Origin of the sequence: Streptomyces sp. NPDC003023, from assembly GCF_042888225.1 — a bacterium.
Lineage (GTDB): Bacteria > Actinomycetota > Actinomycetes > Streptomycetales > Streptomycetaceae > Streptomyces.
The window spans coordinates 424,998-444,304 of the sequence record NZ_JBIAPL010000005.1 but is presented as its reverse complement, the minus strand read 5'-3'; the positions used below and the strand labels follow the sequence as shown (position 1 = coordinate 444,304).

Annotated in this window: 23 protein-coding genes; 16 read left to right on the top strand and 7 right to left on the bottom strand. The window is 71.2% G+C overall.

Annotation, left to right across the window (positions count from 1 at the left end):
* Positions 1-10: 10 nt before the first annotated feature.
* The 3 genes from ACFYV1_RS20130 to ACFYV1_RS20120 form a co-directional block, all read right to left on the bottom strand.
* The gene (locus ACFYV1_RS20130) at positions 11-1,018 is read right to left on the bottom strand and encodes a S1C family serine protease (RefSeq protein WP_389396849.1); all 1,008 of its coding nucleotides are present in this window, start codon (positions 1,016-1,018) and stop codon (positions 11-13) included.
* Positions 1,019-1,313: 295 nt separating this feature from the next.
* On the bottom strand, positions 1,314-2,345 hold the full coding sequence (locus ACFYV1_RS20125) for a LacI family DNA-binding transcriptional regulator (protein WP_389396848.1): 1,032 nt from the start codon (positions 2,343-2,345) through the stop codon (positions 1,314-1,316).
* Between the two features lie 23 nt (positions 2,346-2,368).
* The gene (locus ACFYV1_RS20120; RefSeq protein WP_389396847.1) at positions 2,369-3,148 is read right to left on the bottom strand and encodes a response regulator transcription factor; all 780 of its coding nucleotides are present in this window, start codon (positions 3,146-3,148) and stop codon (positions 2,369-2,371) included.
* Between the two features lie 501 nt (positions 3,149-3,649).
* Here ACFYV1_RS20120 and ACFYV1_RS20115 point away from each other — a divergent pair.
* From ACFYV1_RS20115 to ACFYV1_RS20085, 7 genes are all read left to right on the top strand, one after another.
* The gene (locus ACFYV1_RS20115) at positions 3,650-3,904 is read left to right on the top strand and encodes a MoaD/ThiS family protein (protein ID WP_389396846.1); all 255 of its coding nucleotides are present in this window, start codon (positions 3,650-3,652) and stop codon (positions 3,902-3,904) included.
* Positions 3,905-3,914: 10 nt separating this feature from the next.
* Positions 3,915-5,354, top strand: coding sequence for a hypothetical protein (locus ACFYV1_RS20110; protein WP_389396845.1), 1,440 nt, complete (start codon positions 3,915-3,917; stop codon positions 5,352-5,354).
* A gap of 178 nt (positions 5,355-5,532) precedes the next feature.
* The gene (locus ACFYV1_RS20105; RefSeq protein WP_389396844.1) at positions 5,533-6,225 is read left to right on the top strand and encodes a DUF2993 domain-containing protein; all 693 of its coding nucleotides are present in this window, start codon (positions 5,533-5,535) and stop codon (positions 6,223-6,225) included.
* Positions 6,226-6,411: 186 nt separating this feature from the next.
* Positions 6,412-6,495 carry a putative leader peptide gene (locus ACFYV1_RS20100; protein ID WP_355648638.1) on the top strand — a complete coding sequence of 28 codons (84 nt, stop codon included), beginning with the start codon at positions 6,412-6,414 and terminating at the stop codon, positions 6,493-6,495.
* Between the two features lie 146 nt (positions 6,496-6,641).
* Complete coding sequence (locus ACFYV1_RS20095; RefSeq protein WP_389396843.1) at positions 6,642-7,481, top strand: sulfurtransferase; 840 nt, start codon at positions 6,642-6,644, stop codon at positions 7,479-7,481.
* 29 nt (positions 7,482-7,510) lie between these two features.
* The gene (locus ACFYV1_RS20090; protein ID WP_264244916.1) at positions 7,511-7,798 is read left to right on the top strand and encodes a DUF1416 domain-containing protein; all 288 of its coding nucleotides are present in this window, start codon (positions 7,511-7,513) and stop codon (positions 7,796-7,798) included.
* Between the two features lie 37 nt (positions 7,799-7,835).
* Positions 7,836-8,231, top strand: a complete 396-nt coding sequence (locus ACFYV1_RS20085; protein WP_389396842.1) for a DUF3099 domain-containing protein — start codon at positions 7,836-7,838, stop codon at positions 8,229-8,231.
* Between the two features lie 27 nt (positions 8,232-8,258).
* Here ACFYV1_RS20085 and ACFYV1_RS20080 read toward each other — a convergent pair whose 3' ends face one another.
* Positions 8,259-8,621, bottom strand: a complete 363-nt coding sequence (locus tag ACFYV1_RS20080) for a DsrE family protein (RefSeq protein WP_389396841.1) — start codon at positions 8,619-8,621, stop codon at positions 8,259-8,261.
* A 104-nt stretch (positions 8,622-8,725) separates the two neighbouring features.
* Between ACFYV1_RS20080 and ACFYV1_RS20075 the strand changes: the two genes are divergently transcribed.
* From ACFYV1_RS20075 to ACFYV1_RS20050, 6 genes are all read left to right on the top strand, one after another.
* Positions 8,726-9,592 carry a hypothetical protein gene (locus ACFYV1_RS20075; protein WP_389396840.1) on the top strand — a complete coding sequence of 289 codons (867 nt, stop codon included), beginning with the start codon at positions 8,726-8,728 and terminating at the stop codon, positions 9,590-9,592.
* A complete protein-coding gene (locus tag ACFYV1_RS20070) occupies positions 9,589-10,431 on the top strand; it encodes a hypothetical protein (protein ID WP_389396839.1) in 843 nt (280 codons plus the stop codon). The genes ACFYV1_RS20075 and ACFYV1_RS20070 overlap by 4 nt, the downstream gene beginning before the upstream one ends.
* Positions 10,428-11,330, top strand: a complete 903-nt coding sequence (locus tag ACFYV1_RS20065; RefSeq protein ID WP_389396838.1) for a hypothetical protein — start codon at positions 10,428-10,430, stop codon at positions 11,328-11,330. The genes ACFYV1_RS20070 and ACFYV1_RS20065 overlap by 4 nt, the downstream gene beginning before the upstream one ends.
* 237 nt (positions 11,331-11,567) lie before the next feature.
* A complete protein-coding gene (locus tag ACFYV1_RS20060) occupies positions 11,568-12,140 on the top strand; it encodes an FABP family protein (protein ID WP_389396837.1) in 573 nt (190 codons plus the stop codon).
* Positions 12,141-12,231: 91 nt separating this feature from the next.
* The gene (locus ACFYV1_RS20055; RefSeq protein ID WP_389396836.1) at positions 12,232-12,669 is read left to right on the top strand and encodes a Fur family transcriptional regulator; all 438 of its coding nucleotides are present in this window, start codon (positions 12,232-12,234) and stop codon (positions 12,667-12,669) included.
* Positions 12,670-12,678: 9 nt separating this feature from the next.
* On the top strand, positions 12,679-13,650 hold the full coding sequence (locus ACFYV1_RS20050; RefSeq protein WP_389396835.1) for a YgfZ/GcvT domain-containing protein: 972 nt from the start codon (positions 12,679-12,681) through the stop codon (positions 13,648-13,650).
* A gap of 27 nt (positions 13,651-13,677) precedes the next feature.
* Here the strand turns inward: ACFYV1_RS20050 and dtd are convergent, their stop codons facing one another.
* Positions 13,678-14,115 (bottom strand): D-aminoacyl-tRNA deacylase, encoded by a 438-nt coding sequence (dtd, locus tag ACFYV1_RS20045; RefSeq protein WP_389396834.1) that lies wholly within the window; start codon positions 14,113-14,115, stop codon positions 13,678-13,680.
* 167 nt (positions 14,116-14,282) lie between these two features.
* On the opposite strand from dtd, the gene ACFYV1_RS20040 reads away from it, so the two are divergent.
* The 3 genes from ACFYV1_RS20040 to ACFYV1_RS20030 all read left to right on the top strand — a co-directional run bounded on the left by ACFYV1_RS20040 (position 14,283) and on the right by ACFYV1_RS20030 (position 17,253).
* Positions 14,283-14,894, top strand: coding sequence for an AmfC protein (locus tag ACFYV1_RS20040; RefSeq protein ID WP_389396833.1), 612 nt, complete (start codon positions 14,283-14,285; stop codon positions 14,892-14,894).
* Positions 14,895-14,963: 69 nt separating this feature from the next.
* Positions 14,964-15,944 carry an asparaginase gene (locus tag ACFYV1_RS20035; RefSeq protein ID WP_389396832.1) on the top strand — a complete coding sequence of 327 codons (981 nt, stop codon included), beginning with the start codon at positions 14,964-14,966 and terminating at the stop codon, positions 15,942-15,944.
* A gap of 64 nt (positions 15,945-16,008) precedes the next feature.
* Positions 16,009-17,253, top strand: a complete 1,245-nt coding sequence (locus ACFYV1_RS20030; protein WP_389396831.1) for a GNAT family N-acetyltransferase — start codon at positions 16,009-16,011, stop codon at positions 17,251-17,253.
* Positions 17,254-17,483: 230 nt separating this feature from the next.
* Here the strand turns inward: ACFYV1_RS20030 and ACFYV1_RS20025 are convergent, their stop codons facing one another.
* Both ACFYV1_RS20025 and ACFYV1_RS20020 read right to left on the bottom strand, forming a co-directional pair.
* Entirely contained in the window at positions 17,484-18,257 is a 774-nt protein-coding gene (locus tag ACFYV1_RS20025) for an ABC transporter permease (protein ID WP_389396830.1), read from the bottom strand.
* Positions 18,250-19,227 carry an ATP-binding cassette domain-containing protein gene (locus tag ACFYV1_RS20020; protein ID WP_389396829.1) on the bottom strand — a complete coding sequence of 326 codons (978 nt, stop codon included), beginning with the start codon at positions 19,225-19,227 and terminating at the stop codon, positions 18,250-18,252. The genes ACFYV1_RS20025 and ACFYV1_RS20020 overlap by 8 nt, the downstream gene beginning before the upstream one ends.
* Positions 19,228-19,307 lie beyond the last annotated feature (80 nt).

The window sequence follows — 19,307 nt, the reverse complement described above, 5'->3', positions numbered from 1 at the left end:
TCGCACGCGATCAGTTGCCGCCGCCGGAGCGCAGGCTGTCCAGGTCGGCCTTGACCGTGTCGACCGGGATCGCGAAGCCGAGGCCGACGCTGCCCGCGGTGGAGCCGGTGGCGGAGCTCGGGGAGTACATGGCCGAGTTGATCCCGATGATCTCGCCGTCCATGTTGATCAGGGCGCCGCCGGAGTTGCCGGGGTTGAGGGAGGCGTCGGTCTGGATCGCCTTGTAGGTGGTCGTCGAGTCACCGGTGTCGCCGTTGAACTGCTGTCCGCCGAACTCGAAGGGCCAGCCCTGACGCGGGTCCTGCTGCGGCTGCCGCTCCTCGTCCTTGGCCACGGTCACGTCCCGGTCGAGCGCGGAGACGATGCCGCTGGTCACGGTGCCCGTCAGGCCCTCGGGGGAGCCGATCGCCACGACCTCGTCGCCGACCTTCACCTTGCTCGAGTCGCCCAGCGAGGCGGCCTTCAGACCGGACGCGCCCTTGAGCTTGATCAGGGCGAGATCCTTGTCGGGGTCGGTGCCGAGGACGTCGGCCTCGTACGTCTTGCCGTCGCTGAGCCGCACCTTGACGGTCGAGGCGCCGGAGACGACGTGGTTGTTGGTGATGATCTCGCCGTCCGAGGTGATGATCACGCCCGAGCCGGTGGACCGGCCGCTGTTCGAGGCGGCGCTGATCTCGACGATGCTCGGGGAGACTGCCTGGGCGACACCGGCGACAGTTCCCTTGCTGCTGGTGGAGACGTTGGTGCCGGTGGCGACGGAACCGCCGCCCGTGCTGCCGCCGGCGTCGCCCGCGAGCTCACCGATGAGCGCGGAGGTGCCGCCCCCGACGGCCGCGGCGACGATCGCGACGGCGGCGATCAGGGCGACCGGGCGCTTGGCCCGTGCGCGAGGCGCCGCGGCGGGGGTGGGTGCCGGGGTGGCAGCGGGAGCGGCGCCGGGGAGGGGCGCGTAGTGCGGGGGCGGCGGGTAGTGAGGGGCGTCGTCGCCGTCGGCGTCGTGGCGGAAGTAGTGGCTCATGGAAACGACTGTCGGCGACGTTGATGAGAACAGTCTGAGGTGCCGCTGAGAAGCCCGACAGAACCGTGTATGCCCCATATAAGGCTGCGAAGCAGCCCGGCTGGTGACCTCGAACTCCCCCTACGGTCTGGCGGCCGTGGGAGGTGCCCCCACCAAGGGCCGCCAGCCGTAGGGGCCACCGCGCGAAGCGCGGTACGCCGCCCCACAGGGCGGCACCGGGGCCGGGGGCCGCACCGGTTGGAGAGGGGGCGGGCAGGGGGACGCGGCACCGCGCGGCGGTCACGCCCCCGTCGCGCTACTCCGCGGGATCGCACCCGCAGGACCGGCGGATGACCAGCCCGGACGGGAACAGCTTGACCCGCTCGCGCCGTGATCCCGCCACCCGCAGACCGTCGTCGAGCACCAGGTCCACCGCCGCGCGGGCCATCGCCGGCCGGTCGGACGAGATCGTCGTCAGCGGCGGGTCCGTCAGCGCCGCTTCCTTGACGTCGTCGAAGCCCGCCACCGCCAGCTCGCCCGGTACGTCGATCCGCAGTTCCCGTGCCGCCCGCAGCACACCGAACGCCTGGTCGTCCGTCGAACAGAAGATGGCCGGCGGCCGGTCCGGTCCCGCCAGCAGCTTCAGCGCCACCTGGTAGGCGTCGTACCGGTTGTACGGGGCCTGGAAGAGGCGGCCGTCCACCGACCGGCCCGACTCGAGCATCGCCCGGCGCCAGCCCTCCACGTGGTCGGCGACCGGGTCGCCGACCGCGGGGGTCGACTCGACGCCGCCGAGACAGGCGACGTACTCGTGGCCGTGCTCGAGAAGGTGCCGGGTCGCGAGCTGCGCACCGCCGATGTCGTCCGTGACGACGGCGACGTCGTCGATCGCCTCGGGACGCTCGTGCAGCAGCACCACCCGCGCGTCCCACGCCTCGATCTCCGCCGCGGCCCGCTCGCTGGGGCCCTGGCTGACGAGGATCAGGCCGGATACGCGCATTCCGAGGAAGGCCCGCAAATAATGGACCTCACGCTCGTCGCGGTAGTCGGAATTGCCGACGAGGACCATTTTCCCGCGCTCGGCCGCGGCCTGTTCGACCGCGTGGGCCATTTCCGCGAAGAACGGCTGCCGGGCGTCGGGAACGATCATGCCTATGAGGTCGGTGCGCCGGGACGCCATCGCCTGGGCGACCCGGTCGGGCCGGTAGCCCAGCTCTTTGATCGCTGCGAGTACCCGCTCGCGCGTGGCCGGGGCGACCGGCCGGGGTCCGTTGTTGATGACGTAACTGACGACCGCGGTCGAAGTCCCCGCCAGTCGCGCCACATCGTCCCGCGTCACCTTGGCCACGCGCGAAGTCTACGCGTGGTGACCTACCTCTGGGCAGGCCGTACGGCTGCTTCCTTCACCGCGGGGGTGTCATCCGTACGGGCTACGGCTTCCGCGGCCTTCGCCTTGGCCCCTTCCGCTCCGCGTTCGACCTTCTCCGGCACGACGAACCGGTAGCCGACATTCCGGACGGTTCCGATGAGGGACTCGTGCTCGGGGCCGAGTTTGGCGCGCAGCCGCCGCACGTGGACGTCGACCGTGCGCGTGCCGCCGAAGTAGTCGTAGCCCCAGACCTCCTGCAGCAGCTGCGCCCGGGTGAAGACCCGGCCGGGGTGCTGTGCGAGGTACTTGAGCAGCTCGAACTCCTTGAAGGTCAGGTCCAGGACCCGGCCCTTCAGCTTGGCGCTGTACGTCGCCTCGTCCACCGACAGGTCACCGTTGCGGATCTCCATCGGGGAGTCGTCGGAGGTGATCTGCTGACGGCCGGTCGCGAGCCGGAGTCGTGCCTCGACCTCTGCCGGTCCGGCGGTGTCGAGGAGTACGTCGTCGATGCCCCAGTCGGCGGTGATGGCCGCGAGGCCGCCCTCTGTGACGACCAGGATCAGGGGGCAGCCCGGTCCGGTGGACCGCAGGAGCTGGCACAGCGACCGCACCTGCGGCAGATCGCGGCGGCCGTCCACGAGGATCACGTCGGCACCGGGGGTGTCGACCAGGGCCGGCCCCTCGGCGGGGGCGACCCGTACGTTGTGCAGGAGCAGTCCGAGGGCGGGGAGCACCTCCGTCGACGGCTGGAGGGCATTGGTCAGGAGCAGCAGAGAACTCATCGCGTCACACCTGCTCTGATCGTCCGGTGTACGGCGTGCCGGTTTCGCTCGTCGGGTCGCTCGTCCATGACGTCGGTTCCTCCTCGGTCCCTGCGAGGACGTGCACTGCTTCGTACGGCGGCTCTCTCACGCCCGAGAGAGCTTTGTGAGCCTTTGTTCACCAGCCTGTAACAACGGCCGGAAAACACAAAAGGACCCGGGGGCTGCGTTGCCCGGATCCTCTGCCCAGCAGAATAGCCCACTCGAGTTCCGCCGGAGAGGTTCGATTTCACACTGCGGATGTATCAAGGATCACTCCAGGGCCCCGGCAGGCAACTTTCACGGCACGCGGGAGATGCCGCGTTGCGACACACCGCGCCGTACGGCTCACGGATGCATGAGGGGCGCACGGAGGCGCGTACGGACTCGGCCGAGGCGTTGCCGCGCCGCCTGGGGGACCGGCTCACCGGGCGATGGACCATCATGGTGAGCGGCGCGCACATGAACGAGAGGAGTGCCGCTATGGCAGCGGGAACCATCCGCTACTGGGCCGCGGCCAAGGCGGCGGCCGGTATCGCGGAGGAGCCGTACGCGGCGGGGACGCTCGCGGAGGCGCTCGACGCCGTGCGCGAGCGGCACCCCGGGGAGCTGACGCGCGTACTGCGACGGTGTTCGTTCCTCGTCGACGGCGACCCCGTGGGGACGCGCAGTCATGAGACCGTACGGCTGGCCGAGGGCGGCACGGTCGAGGTGCTCCCGCCGTTCGCAGGAGGGTGAACCGCACAGCATGAGCAGCAGCGATCAGCAGTACCCGTACGGGCAGTCGCCGTACCGGCCGCCTCACGAGGACCCGTACGGGCAGCAGCCGCTGCGGGACGCCGACGAGACGCAGACCTGGCAGGGCGAGACCTGGGACACCCAGTACCAGCCGGTCGTCCCGCCTGCGGCGCAGTCCGCACCGGGCGCACCGGCAGCGGCGTACGGGCAGCCCGCGCCGTCCACCGGCGGGTACGGGCAGCCGGTGTCGCCTGCCGGCCAGGCGTACGGGCACGACGCACCGCATTCCGGCCGGTCGTACGGACAGGACGCGTCGTCCGCTCCCGGCATGACGCACTGTGCGGCGTCGCACGAGTCCTCCGGCCACGGCGTGGACGAGACGGCGTATCTCGCGCCTGTCGCGCCCGCCCCGCCCACCCCGTCCTTGTCGCAGCCGCTGCCGCCGGAGGCTCCCTTCCGGGGCCCCGCCACCGGCCACGGCACCGCGGTGACCGCGGGAGGGGGACCGGCCGCCGGGCAGTCGTACCCGCCGCAGAACACGGCGGGCGCGGGTGCTGCCCCCGCGTACGGGACCGGTGCGAGCGCCGTCGGCGCGCCGACGGGCGCACCGGCTCACGCGGCCCCGGCCGACGTGTCCGCACCCTCCCTGAGCACCACCGGGTACAGCCCGCCCACCGTCGGCGGCAACACCCGGATCACGGACGCGCAGCGTGCCCGCGCCGAGGGCCGATCGCCGATCATCGCTCCCGGGATGCAGCCCGCCGGGCTGACCGCCGTACTCGCTCTGCTGCTCGCCGGCGGCGCGGCCGTCGGCCCGTACGCACTGCTGGTACCGCTGGTGCTGCTCCAGGCGGTCACGGCGGCCGGCTGGTTCCGGCTCAACGGCATGTGGCCCGCGCGGCAGGGCATCGCCCTCGCCTTCCTCGGCGGCCTCGCCGCCGACGCGGCGCTCCTCGCGTCCGGTGACGGGAACGGGCCGGCCGCGATCATCGGCACGCTCGGCGTGTGGGTGCTGCTCACCGTCGTGCTCCAGCTCCGCAGCCACGCGGGCGCCGACGAGCGCATGTACGGGTTGATGGCGACGGTGGTCTCCGCGGCCCTCGCCATTCTCGCGACCGGTCATCTCGTCGCCGCCGGCGACGCGGTGGTCGTCGGTGCGGCGGCCGTCGCCGTGGCCGTGCTCGCCCGTGCGCTGCCGCTCGGCGGTGCCGTCTCCGTCGTGCTGTCCCTGGCCGCGGCGGCCGGCGCAGGTGTCGCGGCGGGCGGGCTCACCGGCATCGGCTCCGACGGCGCGCTGCTGGGCCTCGCGGCGGGCGGATGCGCGTTGATCGGTCTGCGGGTCGCGAGCTACGACTACCCCTCCCGCTTCGTACACATGACGGCGGGTGTGGCGCTTCCGCTGACCGCGGCGGCTCCCGTCGTCCACCTGCTCGGCCGCGCGCTCTCCTGAGGCGTGGGCGTGGGCGTGGGCGGGGGTGGCCGGGGCGGGTCGGCGTGGCCGGGCAGGTGGCCGGGCAGATTCGGAACCATCGGCGTCCGCCGGACGTCGATCATTGCGCAGGCGTCGTCCGGACTGATTCGGGCTCAACGGGCGTCCGTGGCCAGACAGGGTGGGGGACACCGAACACATGCGTGCACTGCGAATACTGATCGTCATCGCCGTCGTCCTGGGTGGCCTCTTCGTGGCCGCGGACCGGCTCGCGGTGGGCATCGCCGAGTCGGAGGCGGCTGAGCGGATCAAGGTCCAGGAGGGGACGGCCGACTCGACGGCGGTCTCCATCAAGGGCTTCCCGTTCCTGACGCAGGCGATGGCCAAGGAGTTCGACGAGGTCGAGATCAAGCTCGCCGGCATCGAGACCAGCGCGGCGGGCCGGCCGGTGCGGATCGCCGAGATGACCGCGGACCTCTTCGACGTCCGCGTCGGCGAGGAGTACTCGAGCGCCACGGCCGCCCGCGCGGAGGGCACCGCACGCATCACCTACGCGGACCTCACCAGCGCCGCGGACGACGGTGTGACCGTCGCCTACGGCCAGAACGGCAAGGTGAAGGTGACCGGTTCGGCCGTGCTGCCGATCGTCGGGAAGGTCACGCGCAGCGTCGTGTCGACCGTGAGCATCGTCGGCGGCGACACCATCCGGGTCCGCGCCGACAAGGTCCCTGGTGAGGGCATCCCCGGCCTCGAGGGCGAGGTCCGGAAAAAGACCGACTTCGACCGGAAGCTGGGCGGACTGCCGACCGGTCTGAAGATCGAGAAGGTCGAGGCCCATCCGGACGGGATAGTGATCACGGTCACCGGCAAGGACGTCGCGCTGGCAGGCTGAGTGCGGGGGCGCGGCCGAATGGTGAGACAGGTGTGTCCGCTGAGCAGGAAGAGCAGTGGCGCAGGTCACCTCCGGGGCCCCGGCGGGGGTGCCGCACCCTCTTCGCGTATCACATAATGGATGATCGTGTCTCAACATACGACACGCCGGTGACATGACGCCCGACTCGTCCCTACGATCGGTCCCATGAAGCAGCGACAGGCGGATCTCACGAAGCGGCGGGCAGTAGACCTGTGCCGCGTCGCCGCCATGCTCTGTCGCACTGTCTGAGCGGGTGCACTGCCCCCGTATCCCTGGCCCTTCGACCTCTGTCGGGGCCGCCCCGTGCTGATCGGCGCGCCTTCCGCGTACCCGCACATCTTTCGCGCATCACCCCCGCGCACCACCGCCGCACACTGCCCCGGAGGAGAAGAATCATGAGCCGCAGCGACGTCCTGGTAGACGCCGACTGGGTCGAGGCCCACATCGACGACCCGAAGGTCGTCATCGTCGAGGTCGACGAGGACACCTCGGCGTACGACAAGAACCACATCACGAACGCGATCCGGATCGACTGGACCAAGGACCTCCAGGACCCGGTCCGCCGTGACTTCGTCGACCAGGAGGGCTTCGAGAAGCTTCTGTCGGCCAAGGGCGTCGCCAACGACTCCACCGTCGTCCTCTACGGCGGCAACAACAACTGGTTCGCGTCCTACGCCTTCTGGTACTTCAAGCTCTACGGTCACGGCGACGTCCGTCTGCTCGACGGCGGCCGCAAGAAGTGGGAGCTCGACTCCCGCGACCTGGTCGCCGAGGTGCCGGTCCGTGAGGCGACCGAGTACAAGGCCAAGCCGCAGGACCAGTCCATCCGCGCCTACCGTGACGACGTCGTCGCCGCGATCGGCAACCTGAACATCGTGGACGTCCGGTCGCCCGACGAGTTCAGCGGCAAGCTGCTCGCCCCCGCGCACCTCCCCCAGGAGCAGTCGCAGCGCCCCGGCCACGTGCCGAGCTCCCGCAACATCCCGTGGTCGAAGAACGCCAACGACGACGGCACCTTCAAGTCCGACGACGAGCTCAAGGCCCTCTACGAGGACGAGCAGGTCGACCTCTCGAAGGACACCATCGCCCTGTGCCGCATCGGTGAGCGCTCCGCGCTGACCTGGTTCGTCCTGCACGAGCTGCTCGGCGTCGAGAACGTCAAGAACTACGACGGCTCGTGGACCGAGTACGGCTCCCTCGTCGGCGTGCCGATCGAGCTCGGCGCCAACAAGTAATCCGCCCGACCTTTTCCTAGGAGTGCAGCATGTGTGGAGCGCAGGCCGGCGGCCCCGACGCCTCGACGATCAAGCCCGGTGAGACCACGATCCAGGGACAGGTGACCCGCGACGGCGAGCCGGTGACGGGCTACGTCCGTCTGCTGGACTCGACCGGCGAGTTCACCGCCGAGGTCCCGACCTCGGCGACCGGACAGTTCCGCTTCTACGCGGCGGAGGGCACCTGGACCGTGCGCGCGCTCGTCCCGGGTGGCACGGCGGACCGCACGGTCGTCGCGCAGACGGGCGGCCTCGCCGAGGTCGCGATCGCCGTCTGACTTTCCTGACCGGCCCGAGGGCCGCACCTCCTGGGGGTTGGACGCTTACCGGGAACGAGGTGCGGCCCTCGGGTCGTGTCCGGGCTCGCGCCCGCGCACGGCCGTTCGCGGGGCGGCGCGCCCGTCGTACGCTGGAGGTATGTACGCCCGGCGTCGTCACGCCTACTTCCTGCTGATGGGCGGCTGTCTCGTCCTCTTCGTCTCCGCCTGGGCAGTGGTGCGGCTGTGGTCCGTCCCCGTGGCGGTCGGCATGTGCGTCGTCGCCATGGTGCTCCCGCCGGTCGCCGCGATCGTCGCGAACCGGCGGGGTCCCGACGACCGCTGGTGGGACGAACCTCCCGCTGAGCCTCGTCAGAGAGACGCCCCCACCGGCGATCCGCAGTCCGACGAGTGGTGGGACGAGCTCGACGGCAGGCGCCGGCCGCACCAGTGAGGCGGCCCGGAGACCGGCGACGCCCGCTCAGTAGACGAGTGCCTGCACGCCGTCCGGCATGATCTCGCTGACGAACACCTGCGCGCCGGCGATCCGTACGCCCTCGAGGGTGTCCTTCTCCGTGATGTCGCGGCGCGCCGCGCACTGGCTGCACAGGGTGACGAGCCCGTTCGCCTGGATCGACTCGATGAGCTCGGGAAGCGGCGCGGCGTGCGGCAGTTCGAACTCCGCGGCCCGTCCGGGCAGCGCGAACCACGCGGACTCCCCGGTCAGCCAGAGCGAGACCTCCACACCGCTGGCCGCCGCAACGGCCGCGACCGTGAACGCCTGTGAGCAGCGCTCGGGCGCGTCGGCGCCGGCGGTCACCTTGATCACGAGCTTGTTCGCCATATGCAGAACTGTAATGCGCGCTGTTACAACCCCGATCGGTCCCCGCGGGTCAGTTGTGTGCGCGGATACGGAATCCACGCCTCAGGGCTTGTGGGGGGACCCTCTTGGATACGCAGGACAACAAGGTGCCGCAGGACGCGGCACCTGACACACCACCGGCGTCGGAGCCGGTGGCGGTGGCGGTGGTCACCGAGCCGGTGGTCGCCGACGAGCGGGCAGCCACCGCGGAGCCGGCCGGTCCGGTGACGCGCGTACCCCGCCGCCGCGGCCGTACCGCGCTGCTGATCGCTGTCGCCGCGGTGCTCGGCGTGGTGGCGGGGACGGCCACGGGTTACGCCGTGCAGTACCACCGCGACCCCACGCCGCTGCCGGCTCTCTCGCAGCCGGAGATCAGGACCCCGAAGCCCGTCCCGGCGAGCGCCGACACCACCGCCAGGGCGGTCTCGGTGAACCGCTGGGTCAAGACCGACGGCGATCTACGCCAACTGCTGCTCCCACGCCCCAAGGGCGCGAAGAAGGAGCAGGACGTCGAGCTCGAGGACCTCTACTCCTTCGCGACCTGGTTCGAGGAGGAGAGCCACATGTTCGAGGACCTGGCGGTGAACGACTTCCGCCGGGCGGCGACCGTCAGCTGGTCGAAGGGCGGAAAGGTCCACGTCGACATCAGCCTGGTGCAGTTCCGCGAGACCACGGAGATCAACGCGGAACGCTTCGGCGAAGGCCAGCAGGCGTATCTGGACGAGGACGACTGGGCGGGCAACGAGGGCGAGCCCATGCCTGGCAGCGCCAACGGCCGCACCTACGTCTTCGACGAACCCCATCGGGAAGCGGGGTACGAGCCCCTCTACCAGGGCCGGGCCGTGGCCTGGCGTGGCGACATCGTGATGATCATCGAGTACGCGAACAACTCGGGACCGGTCGACGAGAAGGACCTGAAGTCGCTCGCCAAGCGTCAGTTGGAGCGACTGTGACCGAGCCGACCGAACCGACCACGCAGGCCGAACCGACCGTGCAGGCCGAACCGACCGTGCAGGCCGGAGCTACCGAGCCGACCGAGCCCACCGCGCAGCCGGCGGCGACCCCCGGCGCACGCCGGCGACGCGTGCCGGTCGCCCTCGTGGCCACGACCGTGAGCCTGGCTCTGCTCGGCGGGGCGGGTGCCTGGGGCTGGTCGGCCGTGAAGCGCGCCGACCGCAGCGCGCCCACCGTCATCTGGGCGGAGCCCGCCGAGCACCCGAAGCCGGATCTCCCGTCGGCGGAGCGTTCCGGACTGGGCGCCCAACTCCTTCCTCTGGACGTCCCCTACGTGGCGGGCCCAGACGTCGACGAGTACGGCAACGACAGCTCGATCGGCGCCGCGCGCGCCGTCGCACTGCTCAAGCAGGGGTCGCGCGGTCTGCCGACCGCGCAGCGCAAGCGGCACGACAAGGCCGTCGAGAAGCTCCGAATCAAGGGCATCGCCGCTCGCAGCTACCGCGACATCGACGGAAAGTTCGTCGTGGAGACCCGGCTGGCGCAGATGGAGAACGCCAAGGCGGTGGGCGACATGGCCGAATTCCAGAAGGCCGTGACCGACGCGCTCGGCGTGTTCCGGAAGGGCCCGAAGATCAAGGGCCATCCCGAGGCCGCGTGCCATGTGCTGCCCGGCGACGACGGCCTGGAGCTGGACGCCATGATCTGCACGGGCCACGTGGGCGAGATCCTGGTGACCACGTACACGTACGGCACGAAGTCGCTGCCCACCGGGACCGTCGCGTCCATGTTCCGCGAGCAGCTCGACCGCATCGCTTCGCCCGGGGAGTCCGTGTGACCGACCAGAACATCCTTGCCACGACACCCGAGCCCGCGGCCGGTTCCGGGACCACCACGGTCGCGGAACCGTCCGAGTCGCAGGCGCTCTCCACTTCTCCCGAGCCGGAGGCGCCCCAGGCGCCCGCGGCGCCGCGGGACCGGCGGAAGCTGAGGGCCGCGCTGCGGTGGACGGCCGCCGTGCTGGTCTTCGCCGCCGCCGGCACCGGTACCGCGTACGGCATCGTCTCCCAGGAGCGCACCGACGTGCCCGGTCTGTCCACGGTGAGCGACGGACGATGGGACTATCCCGGGCTCGCCAAGCCGACGCTGCCGCCCGGCGCGCCGCTCCCCTTCGTGGAGCGGAACCCCGGCGAGGTCCACTACGCGGACTTGGAGCAGCTGCTGCTTCCGATGCCGGCGGGCGGCAGGCCGGACCCGTCCCTGCGCGGCGAGCGCAGTCGGGTGCCGGTCGACCGGTACCTGCGGGAGTACGCGGAGGACAGCCGGGTGGACCTGCGTGACCACCTCACCGAGGGCGGCCTGCGCCACATCGCGGCACGCGGCTGGTCGATGCCGGACGGCACCTCGGCGCGGATCTTCCTGCTTCGCTTCCACACGTCGGCACTGGCCGGCCACTACTTCCGCGCTCAGCTCGGCGGTGCGCCGGACACGATGGTCCGACTGGCGGACGTCGAGGAGATGTCCTCGTACGACGAGGGGTACGGCAGCGACGCCAAGGTGGCCTCCACCGAGCGCTACGTGTACGACGAGGCCGCGCCCCGTGGGCCCGTCCATGTCAGGCACGCGTACGTGACAGCCGGCGACACCGTCGCCCTGGTCGTGGTCTCCGGGAAGGGCACGGCCCCGCTCGTGCCGTTCCACCAGACCGTGATTCTGCAGAACCAGCTGCTCGGCTGACGCGGACCTCACGGAACGGGCGGCACCCCGGCCCACTAAGCTGGGGTGCGGCCCGCTTTCGCCTTCACGCTCATTCGAGGAGCACCCCGTGATCGTTTTCTTCGAAGCTCTGCTGATTCTGGTCTGCGTCGGCGTCCTCGCCTTCGCCGGTCTGACCGTGAAGAAGCTGTACCAGGGCCAGCGGTAGTCACACCCGCCCCGCACCACTCGACACCCTAGAGATCGACAGAGCTGCTCATGATCGAGATCCCGTCCGACCTGAACCCGGACCTCGTCCCCCTCGCGTTCCTCCTCGGGACGTGGGAAGGCGCGGGCGTCTCCGACTTCCCCGGCGCCGAGAAGTGCAACTTCGGCCAGTCCGTGACCTTCAGTCACGACGGCCGGGACTTCGTCGAGTACGTCTCGCACTCCTGGGTCCTCGACGCGGAGGGCAACAAGGTCAGGCCGCTGGAGAGCGAGAGCGGCTACTGGCGCATCGACAAGGACCGCAAGGTCGAGGTCGTCATGGTCCGTGACCAGGGCATCGTGGAGATCTGGTACGGCGAGCTCGCCGACCAGAAGCCGCAGATCGACCTGGTGACCGACGCCGTCGCGCGCACCGCGGCCTCCGGCCCCTACAGCGGCGGCAAGCGACTGTACGGCTACGTCAAGAGCGATCTGATGTGGGTGGGCGAGAAGGCGACCCCCGAGGTGCCGCTCCGCCCGTACATGTCGGCGCACCTCAAGAAGGTCGTCACGCCCGAGCAGGTCGAGTCGTGGGCCAAGGACCTCGGCGACCTCCCGGACGACGGCATCGCCTTCTTCAAGTAGGCCCGGTCCGAGGAGGACCTTCTTCGGGAGTGGGCCCGCTCTTCGCGGCAGGTGCCCGTACGGGGCGGGCCCTGCTGCCTACACTGGGGGCGTGGTGAGCACCGACTGGAAGAGCGATCTGCGGCAGCGCGGCTACCGGCTGACCCCGCAGCGCCAGCTTGTCCTCGAAGCCGTCGACACCCTCGAGCACGCCACGCCGGACGACATCCTCGGCGAGGTGCGCAAGACGGCGTCAGGGGTGAACATCTCCACCGTCTACCGGACCCTGGAGCTGCTCGAGGAGCTGGGCCTGGTCTCGCACGCCCACCTTGGGCACGGCGCCCCCACCTACCATCTCGCCGACCGGCACCATCACCTCCACCTGGTCTGCCGGGACTGCACGGACGTGATCGAGGCGGACGTGGAGATCGCCGCGGACTTCACCGCCAAGCTGCGCGACACGTTCGGCTTCGAGACGGACATGAAGCATTTCGCGATCTTCGGCCGCTGCCGGGACTGCACCGCGAAGGCCGCGAACACCGAGTCGTAGGCTGGGTCCATGTCACCGACCAGCCCCCTGTTGTCCCTGCCCGGCGCGGTCCCCGCCGAAGGACGTGACGAAGGGGTCGCCGCGCACTACGGCGACCTGTTCCGCGAGCAGCGCGCCCTCGCCGACGGCAAGGGTTTCGTCGATCTGTCGAACCGCGGCGTCGTCACCGTCAGCGGCGAGGAACGGCTGAGCTGGCTGCATCTGCTGCTCACCCAGCATGTGAGCGAGCTGCCCGCCGGTCAGGCCACCGAGGCGCTGATCCTCTCGGCGAACGGCCACATCGAGCACGCCCTGTACCTCGTGGACGATGGCGAGACGGTCTGGGCGCACGTCGAACCGGGCACGCGCGAGGCCCTCATCGGCTACCTGGAGTCGATGAAGTTCTTCTACAAGGCCGAGGTCGCCGACCGCACCGACGACTTCGCGGTCGTCCACCTGCCCGCGGGGTCCATCGCCGACATCCCCGAGGGCGTCGTCGTACGGGAGACCGCGCACGGCCGCGACCTGTTCCTGCCGCGCGGCGACCTCGAGTCGTTCGCCGCCCGGTCCGGCCCGGCCGCGGGGCTCCTCGCGTACGAGGCGCTGCGGGTGGAGAACCACCGGCCGCGGCTCGGTCTGGAGACCGACCACCGTACGATCCCGCACGAGTTGGGCTGGATCGGCAGCGCGGTGCACCTCCAGAAGGGCTGCTACCGCGGTCAGGAGACCGTCGCGCGCGTCCACAACCTGGGGAAGCCGCCGCGCCGTCTGGTCTTCCTGCACCTCGACGGCAGCGAGGTGCTCCTGCCGGCGTCCGGCACCCCGGTGCGCCTCGCCTCCGAGGGCGAGGAGGGCCGTCAGCTGGGCTTCGTCACGACGTCCGCCCGTCACTACGAGCTCGGGCCGATCGCGCTCGCGCTGGTGAAGCGCAATGTGCCGGTGGACGCAGAGCTGCTGGTGGGCAACACCGCGGCCGCCCAGGAGACGGTCGTCGAGCCGTAACCCCCGGCGCCCGCGGGGGCCGCGGCCTCAGACCTCGATCAGCACCGTGAACGGGCCGTCGTTCGTGAGCGAGACCCGCATCTTCGCTCCGAACCGGCCCGTCTCCACATGCGCGCCGAGCGCCCGCAGCTGTGCCACCACCTCGTCGACGAGAGGCTCGGCCACCGGGCCGGGCGCCGCCGCGTTCCAGGTGGGGCGGCGGCCCTTGCGGGCGTCCCCGTAGAGGGTGAACTGTGAGATCACCAGCAGCGGCGCGGCCACGTCCGAGCAGGACTTCTCATCCTCGAGCATACGAACCGACCATAGTTTCCTGGCCAGTTGGGCGGCCTTCTCCTCGGTGTCCTCGTGGGTGACCCCCACCAGCACACACAGCCCCTCGCCGACGATCTCACCGACGGTCTCCGGTCCGGACTCACCGGGCACCACGACGCTCGCGCCGTCCACCCTCTGTACCACTGCTCGCATACTGAGCAACCTATACGGGCCGTGAGGGCCGCCATTCAGGGCCGAACGGGTGCAGAGCGCCTGCGACGGTACGTATCGGAGTGGCACCATGCACCAAGGCGGTGCACTCCCTCGGCCCTCCGGGCCGGGAAGGACCATGCACCGGTCGAGGGGACGGACACACGCACATGAGCACTTCTGGCGCCGGGCAGTCGCTCGGTCCCGTACCGATCCGGTTGTCGCACGCCGTTCAGCCGGCCCGTACGCCGCGGCAGCGCAGCGGCGCGGAGCTGCCCGAGCACCCGCAGCACGACCTCACCGCCCTGCGCCTGCCCGAACTGCGCACACTGCGCCGTGAGTCGCAGCGGGACGAGGCCGATCTCAGCTACGTGCGGCGGCTGGTCCAGGGCCGGGTCGACATCCTGCGGGCCGAACTGGCCCGCCGCAGCGATCCGGGAGCGGCCGGCACGCCGGTCGTGGACCGGCTGGTCGGCGACCGGCTGTTCCTCGCCGACGCGCCCTCCCTGAGAGGATCCTCCGCACGCCATGTGACGCTCTCCACGCCGCACGGCGAGGAGTACCGGCAACTCGCCTCCGAGATGCTCGACGAGGTCGGTCTCTCCGATCTCGAGGCGCGCACGGACGACGAGCTGCAGTCGGCCATGGGGCGGCTGCTCGGTTACGAGGAGCAGGTCTCGCACCGCCGCCGGCTGCTTCAGGGGACGGCGGATGATTGCAGTGCCGAGATCGCCCGCAGGTACCGTGAGGGCGAAGCACAAGTAGACGACCTGCTCACCTGAGGCGCGACCGGGGCCATCCCGGCCGAGGCGCTCCGTCCGGCGCGGGTCCCCTGTCCCGGAAGGCCGCCGATGTCCCCCTCCGTCTCCTCCGCCACCACCGCCGCACCGACGGCGCCGCCGGTTCTCGCCGAGGTGGTCCGTTCCGGCTTCGTGGAGGGGCACCACAGGGGGTCGCTCGTCGTCCTGGCGGCCGACGGCAGCGTGGAATCGGCGCTCGGCGACCCGTCGCTGCCGGTCTTCCCGCGCTCGTCCAACAAGCCGATGCAGGCCGCTGCCGTGCTGCGCGCCGGTCTCGACCTGGACGGGGAGCGCCTGGCCCTCGCGGCCGCCAGCCACTCCGGCGAGGGCTTCCACCTCGACGTCGTACGCAAGATGCTCGCCGGGCACGGCCTGACGGCGGACGAACTGCAGACCCCGCCGGACCTGCCCCTGGACCCGGTTGAGGCGGAGGCGTACCTCGCCGCCGGGCACGTGCGCGACAAGGTCACCATGAACTGCTCCGGCAAGCACGCCGCCATGCTCGCCGCCTGTGCCGCGAACGGCTGGGACCGCACCGCCTACCTGGAGGCCGCCCATCCGCTCCAGCGGCTGGTCCGCACGGTGGTCGAGGAGGCATCCGGGGAAACGGTCACCGCGGTCGGCACGGACGGCTGCGGCGCGCCGCTGATGGCGATCTCCCTGACCGGGCTCGCCCGCGCCTTCCGCCACTTCGTCCTCGCGGATCCGGGTACGCCGGAGCGCCGTGTAGCGGACGCGATGCGCGCCCACCCCGAGTACGTCGCCGGCACCCGCCGTCCGGACACCTGGCTGATGCGAGAGGTGCCCGGCGCGCTCTCCAAGATGGGAGCGGAGGCGGTGCAGGTGGTGGCACTGGCCGACGGGCGGGCGCTGGCCTTCAAGATCGACGACGGTGCCACGCGGGCACTCGGCCCGGTCATGGCGCGGGTGCTGAGGCTGATGGGTGTCGACTCGCCCGTCGTCGACCGGATCGGACACATGCCGCTGCTCGGCGGGGGCGCCGAAGTGGGCTCTGTCCGGGCGGCCTTCTGAGCGTCTGTGGGCCGGAGGAAAATCCGGATGCGGTGCCCTCGGCCGTGTGTCTAGCGTGTCGGCCATGACCGTCGAAACGCGCCTGATCACCGAGTCCGAGTTCCCCGCCTGGCTCAAGGCGCTCGCCACCGGGTTCCTGCGGCCGCCGGTGGTCACCGACGACGAGGTCGCGGAGCGCCTCACGGGCGTGGACCTCGGCCGTACCAGAGGCGCCTTCGACGAGGGCCGGTGCGTGGCGACGTACCGCTCCTTCGCCCAGCAGCTGACCATGGTCGGCGGTGCCCGGGTGGCGGCGAGCGCCGTCTCGAACGTCACCGTCTCCCCGACGCACCGCCGTCGCGGGCTGCTGAGCCGGATGATGGACGCCGAACTGGCCGAGGCCAAGGAGCGTGGCGAGAGCGTCTCGACGCTGATCGCCGCCGAGTACCCGATCTACGGCCGGTACGGCTACGGCCCGGCCACCACCTTCACCGAGTGGTCCGTGGACGTACCCCGCGCCGGCCTGGACCCGCGCCGGTCGGGACCGGACGACGGGGGACGCGTCGACCTCGTCGACGGCGCGGACGTACGCGAACTGGGCCCGGGGCTGCACCAGCGCCTGGCGGCCACCCGGCACGGCGTGGTGGACCGCGACGAGCGCTGGTGGCGGCTGAACACGGGCGCGGTGCAAGTCCCCTCGATCCCGTGGACGGAGCCGTTCCACGCGGTGTACCGCTCCGCGTCCGGCACCGTCGAGGGGCTGGTGACGTACGTGTCGGACGGCAAGTGGGGCGACGGCAAGCAGCCGTTGTGCACGGCCACGGTGCGGGATCTGATCGCCGTCACCCCGGCCGCCGAGCGCGCGCTGTGGCGTTTCGTATGCTCGGTCGACTGGGTCACCACGGTCCGCTCCGGCTGCCGTGCCCCGGACGACCTGCTGCCCGACCTCCTGCCGGACCCGCGCGCGGCGCGGGTCGTCGCACAGGCGGACCTCCTGTGGCTGCGGATCCTGGACGTCCCCGCGGTACTCGAGTCCCGGACGTACGACGTGCCGACGACTCTCGTCCTCGACGTCCGCGACGCCTCTTCCCTCGCGTCCGGCCGCTTCCGCCTGGAGGCCGGCCCCTCCGGCGCGACATGCACGCCGTCCACCCGGTCGCCGGACCTGACGCTCGACGTGCGCGAACTCGCCACACTCTGCCTGGGCGACGAGTCCGCGACACGCCTCGCGGCGCTCGACCGCCTGGACGAACACCGTCCGGGCGCGGCCGCCCTGGCGGACGGACTGTTCCGCACGGGGCGCCGGCCGTGGTGCCCGGACATCTTCTGAAGGCGTGACCGCCTTTCGCCGAAGGCCGGATACGGCCTGCCTCCGCCCGACGCCGCAGGGCGGACGGTGCTGTTCCGGGCGCGTTGCGGAAGACGGGTGTCAGCGGGGCCCGTCGGTACCGGCCCGATCGCTGCCGAAGGGCACTGGGGCCGGTGCGGCGTCGCGAGTGCGGTGACAGCGTCCGAGTCGCCTGATTCCGGCGGGCGCGGCCGGCCCGAACCGCGGTCCGGTCACGCCGTGCGCCCCCGGAACAGCGCTCCCGACACCCCCACCGCCACTGCCAGGATCCCCGCGCACCAGGCCAGCGCCAGCCAGGGCGCCGAGCCCACCGGCTGGTCGTGGAGGAGACCGCGGAGGGTCTCGATCAGTGGGGTGACGGGCTGGTGGTCGGCGAAGCCGTGGAGCCAGGTCGGCATCGTTTCGATGGGGACGAACGCGCTGCTCGGATACGGCAGGAACATCATGACGAAGGTGAATCCCGCCGCCGCCTCCGGTGTCTTCGCCAGAAGGCCGACCGCGGCCGAGAGCCAGGAGAGCGAGACCAGGAACACGAGGAGGATCCCCGCGGCGGCGAGCCAGGCGGCAGGCGAGGCCGTGGGGCGGAAGCCGATGAGGACACCGGCGCCGAGGACGAGCGTGGTGGAGAGGCAGTTGCGTACGGTGCCGGCCACCACGTGGCCGGCCAGGATCGACGTGCCGCCGACGTCGAGGGAGCGGAAGCGGTCGATGATGCCGCCCTTCATGTCCTCGCTCACGCGGACCGCGGTGCCGGACGAGCCGAAGGCGGCGCACAGGACGAGGATGCCGGGCACGACGTAGTCGATGTACTGCGTACCGGTGTCGATCGCCCCGCCGAAGAAGTAGACGAAGACCAGCATCAGCATGAGCGGCAGCATCATCGAGGTGATGAGGGCGTCGACGTCGCGGCGGTTGAGGCGGAGGCAGCGGCCGGTCATGGTCAGGGCAGGCGTCAGGAAACCGGCGACGCCGGGGGACTCAGACATGGATGGGCTCCTCCTGGGGGCGCGTTCCGGTGCGCGTGATGGACAGGAACACGTCGTCGAGCGTCGTCGTGTGCAGGGAGAAACGGGCCACGTCCCGCCGCTCGGGGTCGATCTCGTCGAGCAGGGCGCGGACGTGGGCGGCCGTGCCGTCCGTCGGTACGCCGAGCGTGAGGGTCTTCGGGTCGCGGTGCACGGCCCGGTCCTCGTGCCGCAGGTAGGCGGCCCGGTCGGTGAGGACGAGATCCAGGCGGTGGCCGCCGACCGTGGCCTTGAGCTGCGCCGCCGTTCCTTCCGCCACCATGCGGCCGCCGTCCATGACGCCGATGCGGTCCGCCAGGCGGTCGGCCTCCTCCAGGTACTGGGTCGTGAGGAACACGGTGGTGCCCCGGTCGGCGAGGTCGCGCACCGCCTGCCACAGCTCCTGACGGCTGCGTGGGTCGAGGCCGGTCGTCGGCTCGTCGAGGAACACGACCTCCGGTTCGCCGACGAGTCCGGCGGCGAGGTCGAGCCTGCGGCGCATGCCTCCGGAGTAGGTCGACGCGAGACGGTGCCCGGCCGCCGCGAGGTCGAAGCGTTCCAGCAGTTCCACGGCGCGGCGGCGAGCCGCCGGACGTGAATGACCGCTGAGGCGGGCCATCATGCGGAGGTTCTCCTCGCCGGTCTGCTTCTCGTCGACCGCGGCGAACTGGCCGGTGAGGCTGATGGCGCGGCGTACCCGGCCGCGGTCGGCGATCACATCGTGTCCGGCGACCCGGGCGTGGCCGGCGTCGGGGGCGGTGAGGGTGGTCAGGATCCGCACGATCGTCGTCTTGCCCGCGCCGTTCGGCCCGAGCAGTGAGAAGACGGTGCCTCGTTCCACCCGTAGGTCGACACCGTCGAGCACGGTCGTTTTTCCGTGGTTCTTGCACAGGCCGTGCGCCTCGACGGCGACGGCGGGCGTCGCGGTGGGCGGTGGCTGGTGAGTGTTCATCTGGTCCTACCCCGTTCTGCGTATGTCATACGCGTTACTGTGTAAGGGTTACGCATTACTAGGATGGGCGTCAAGCCCCG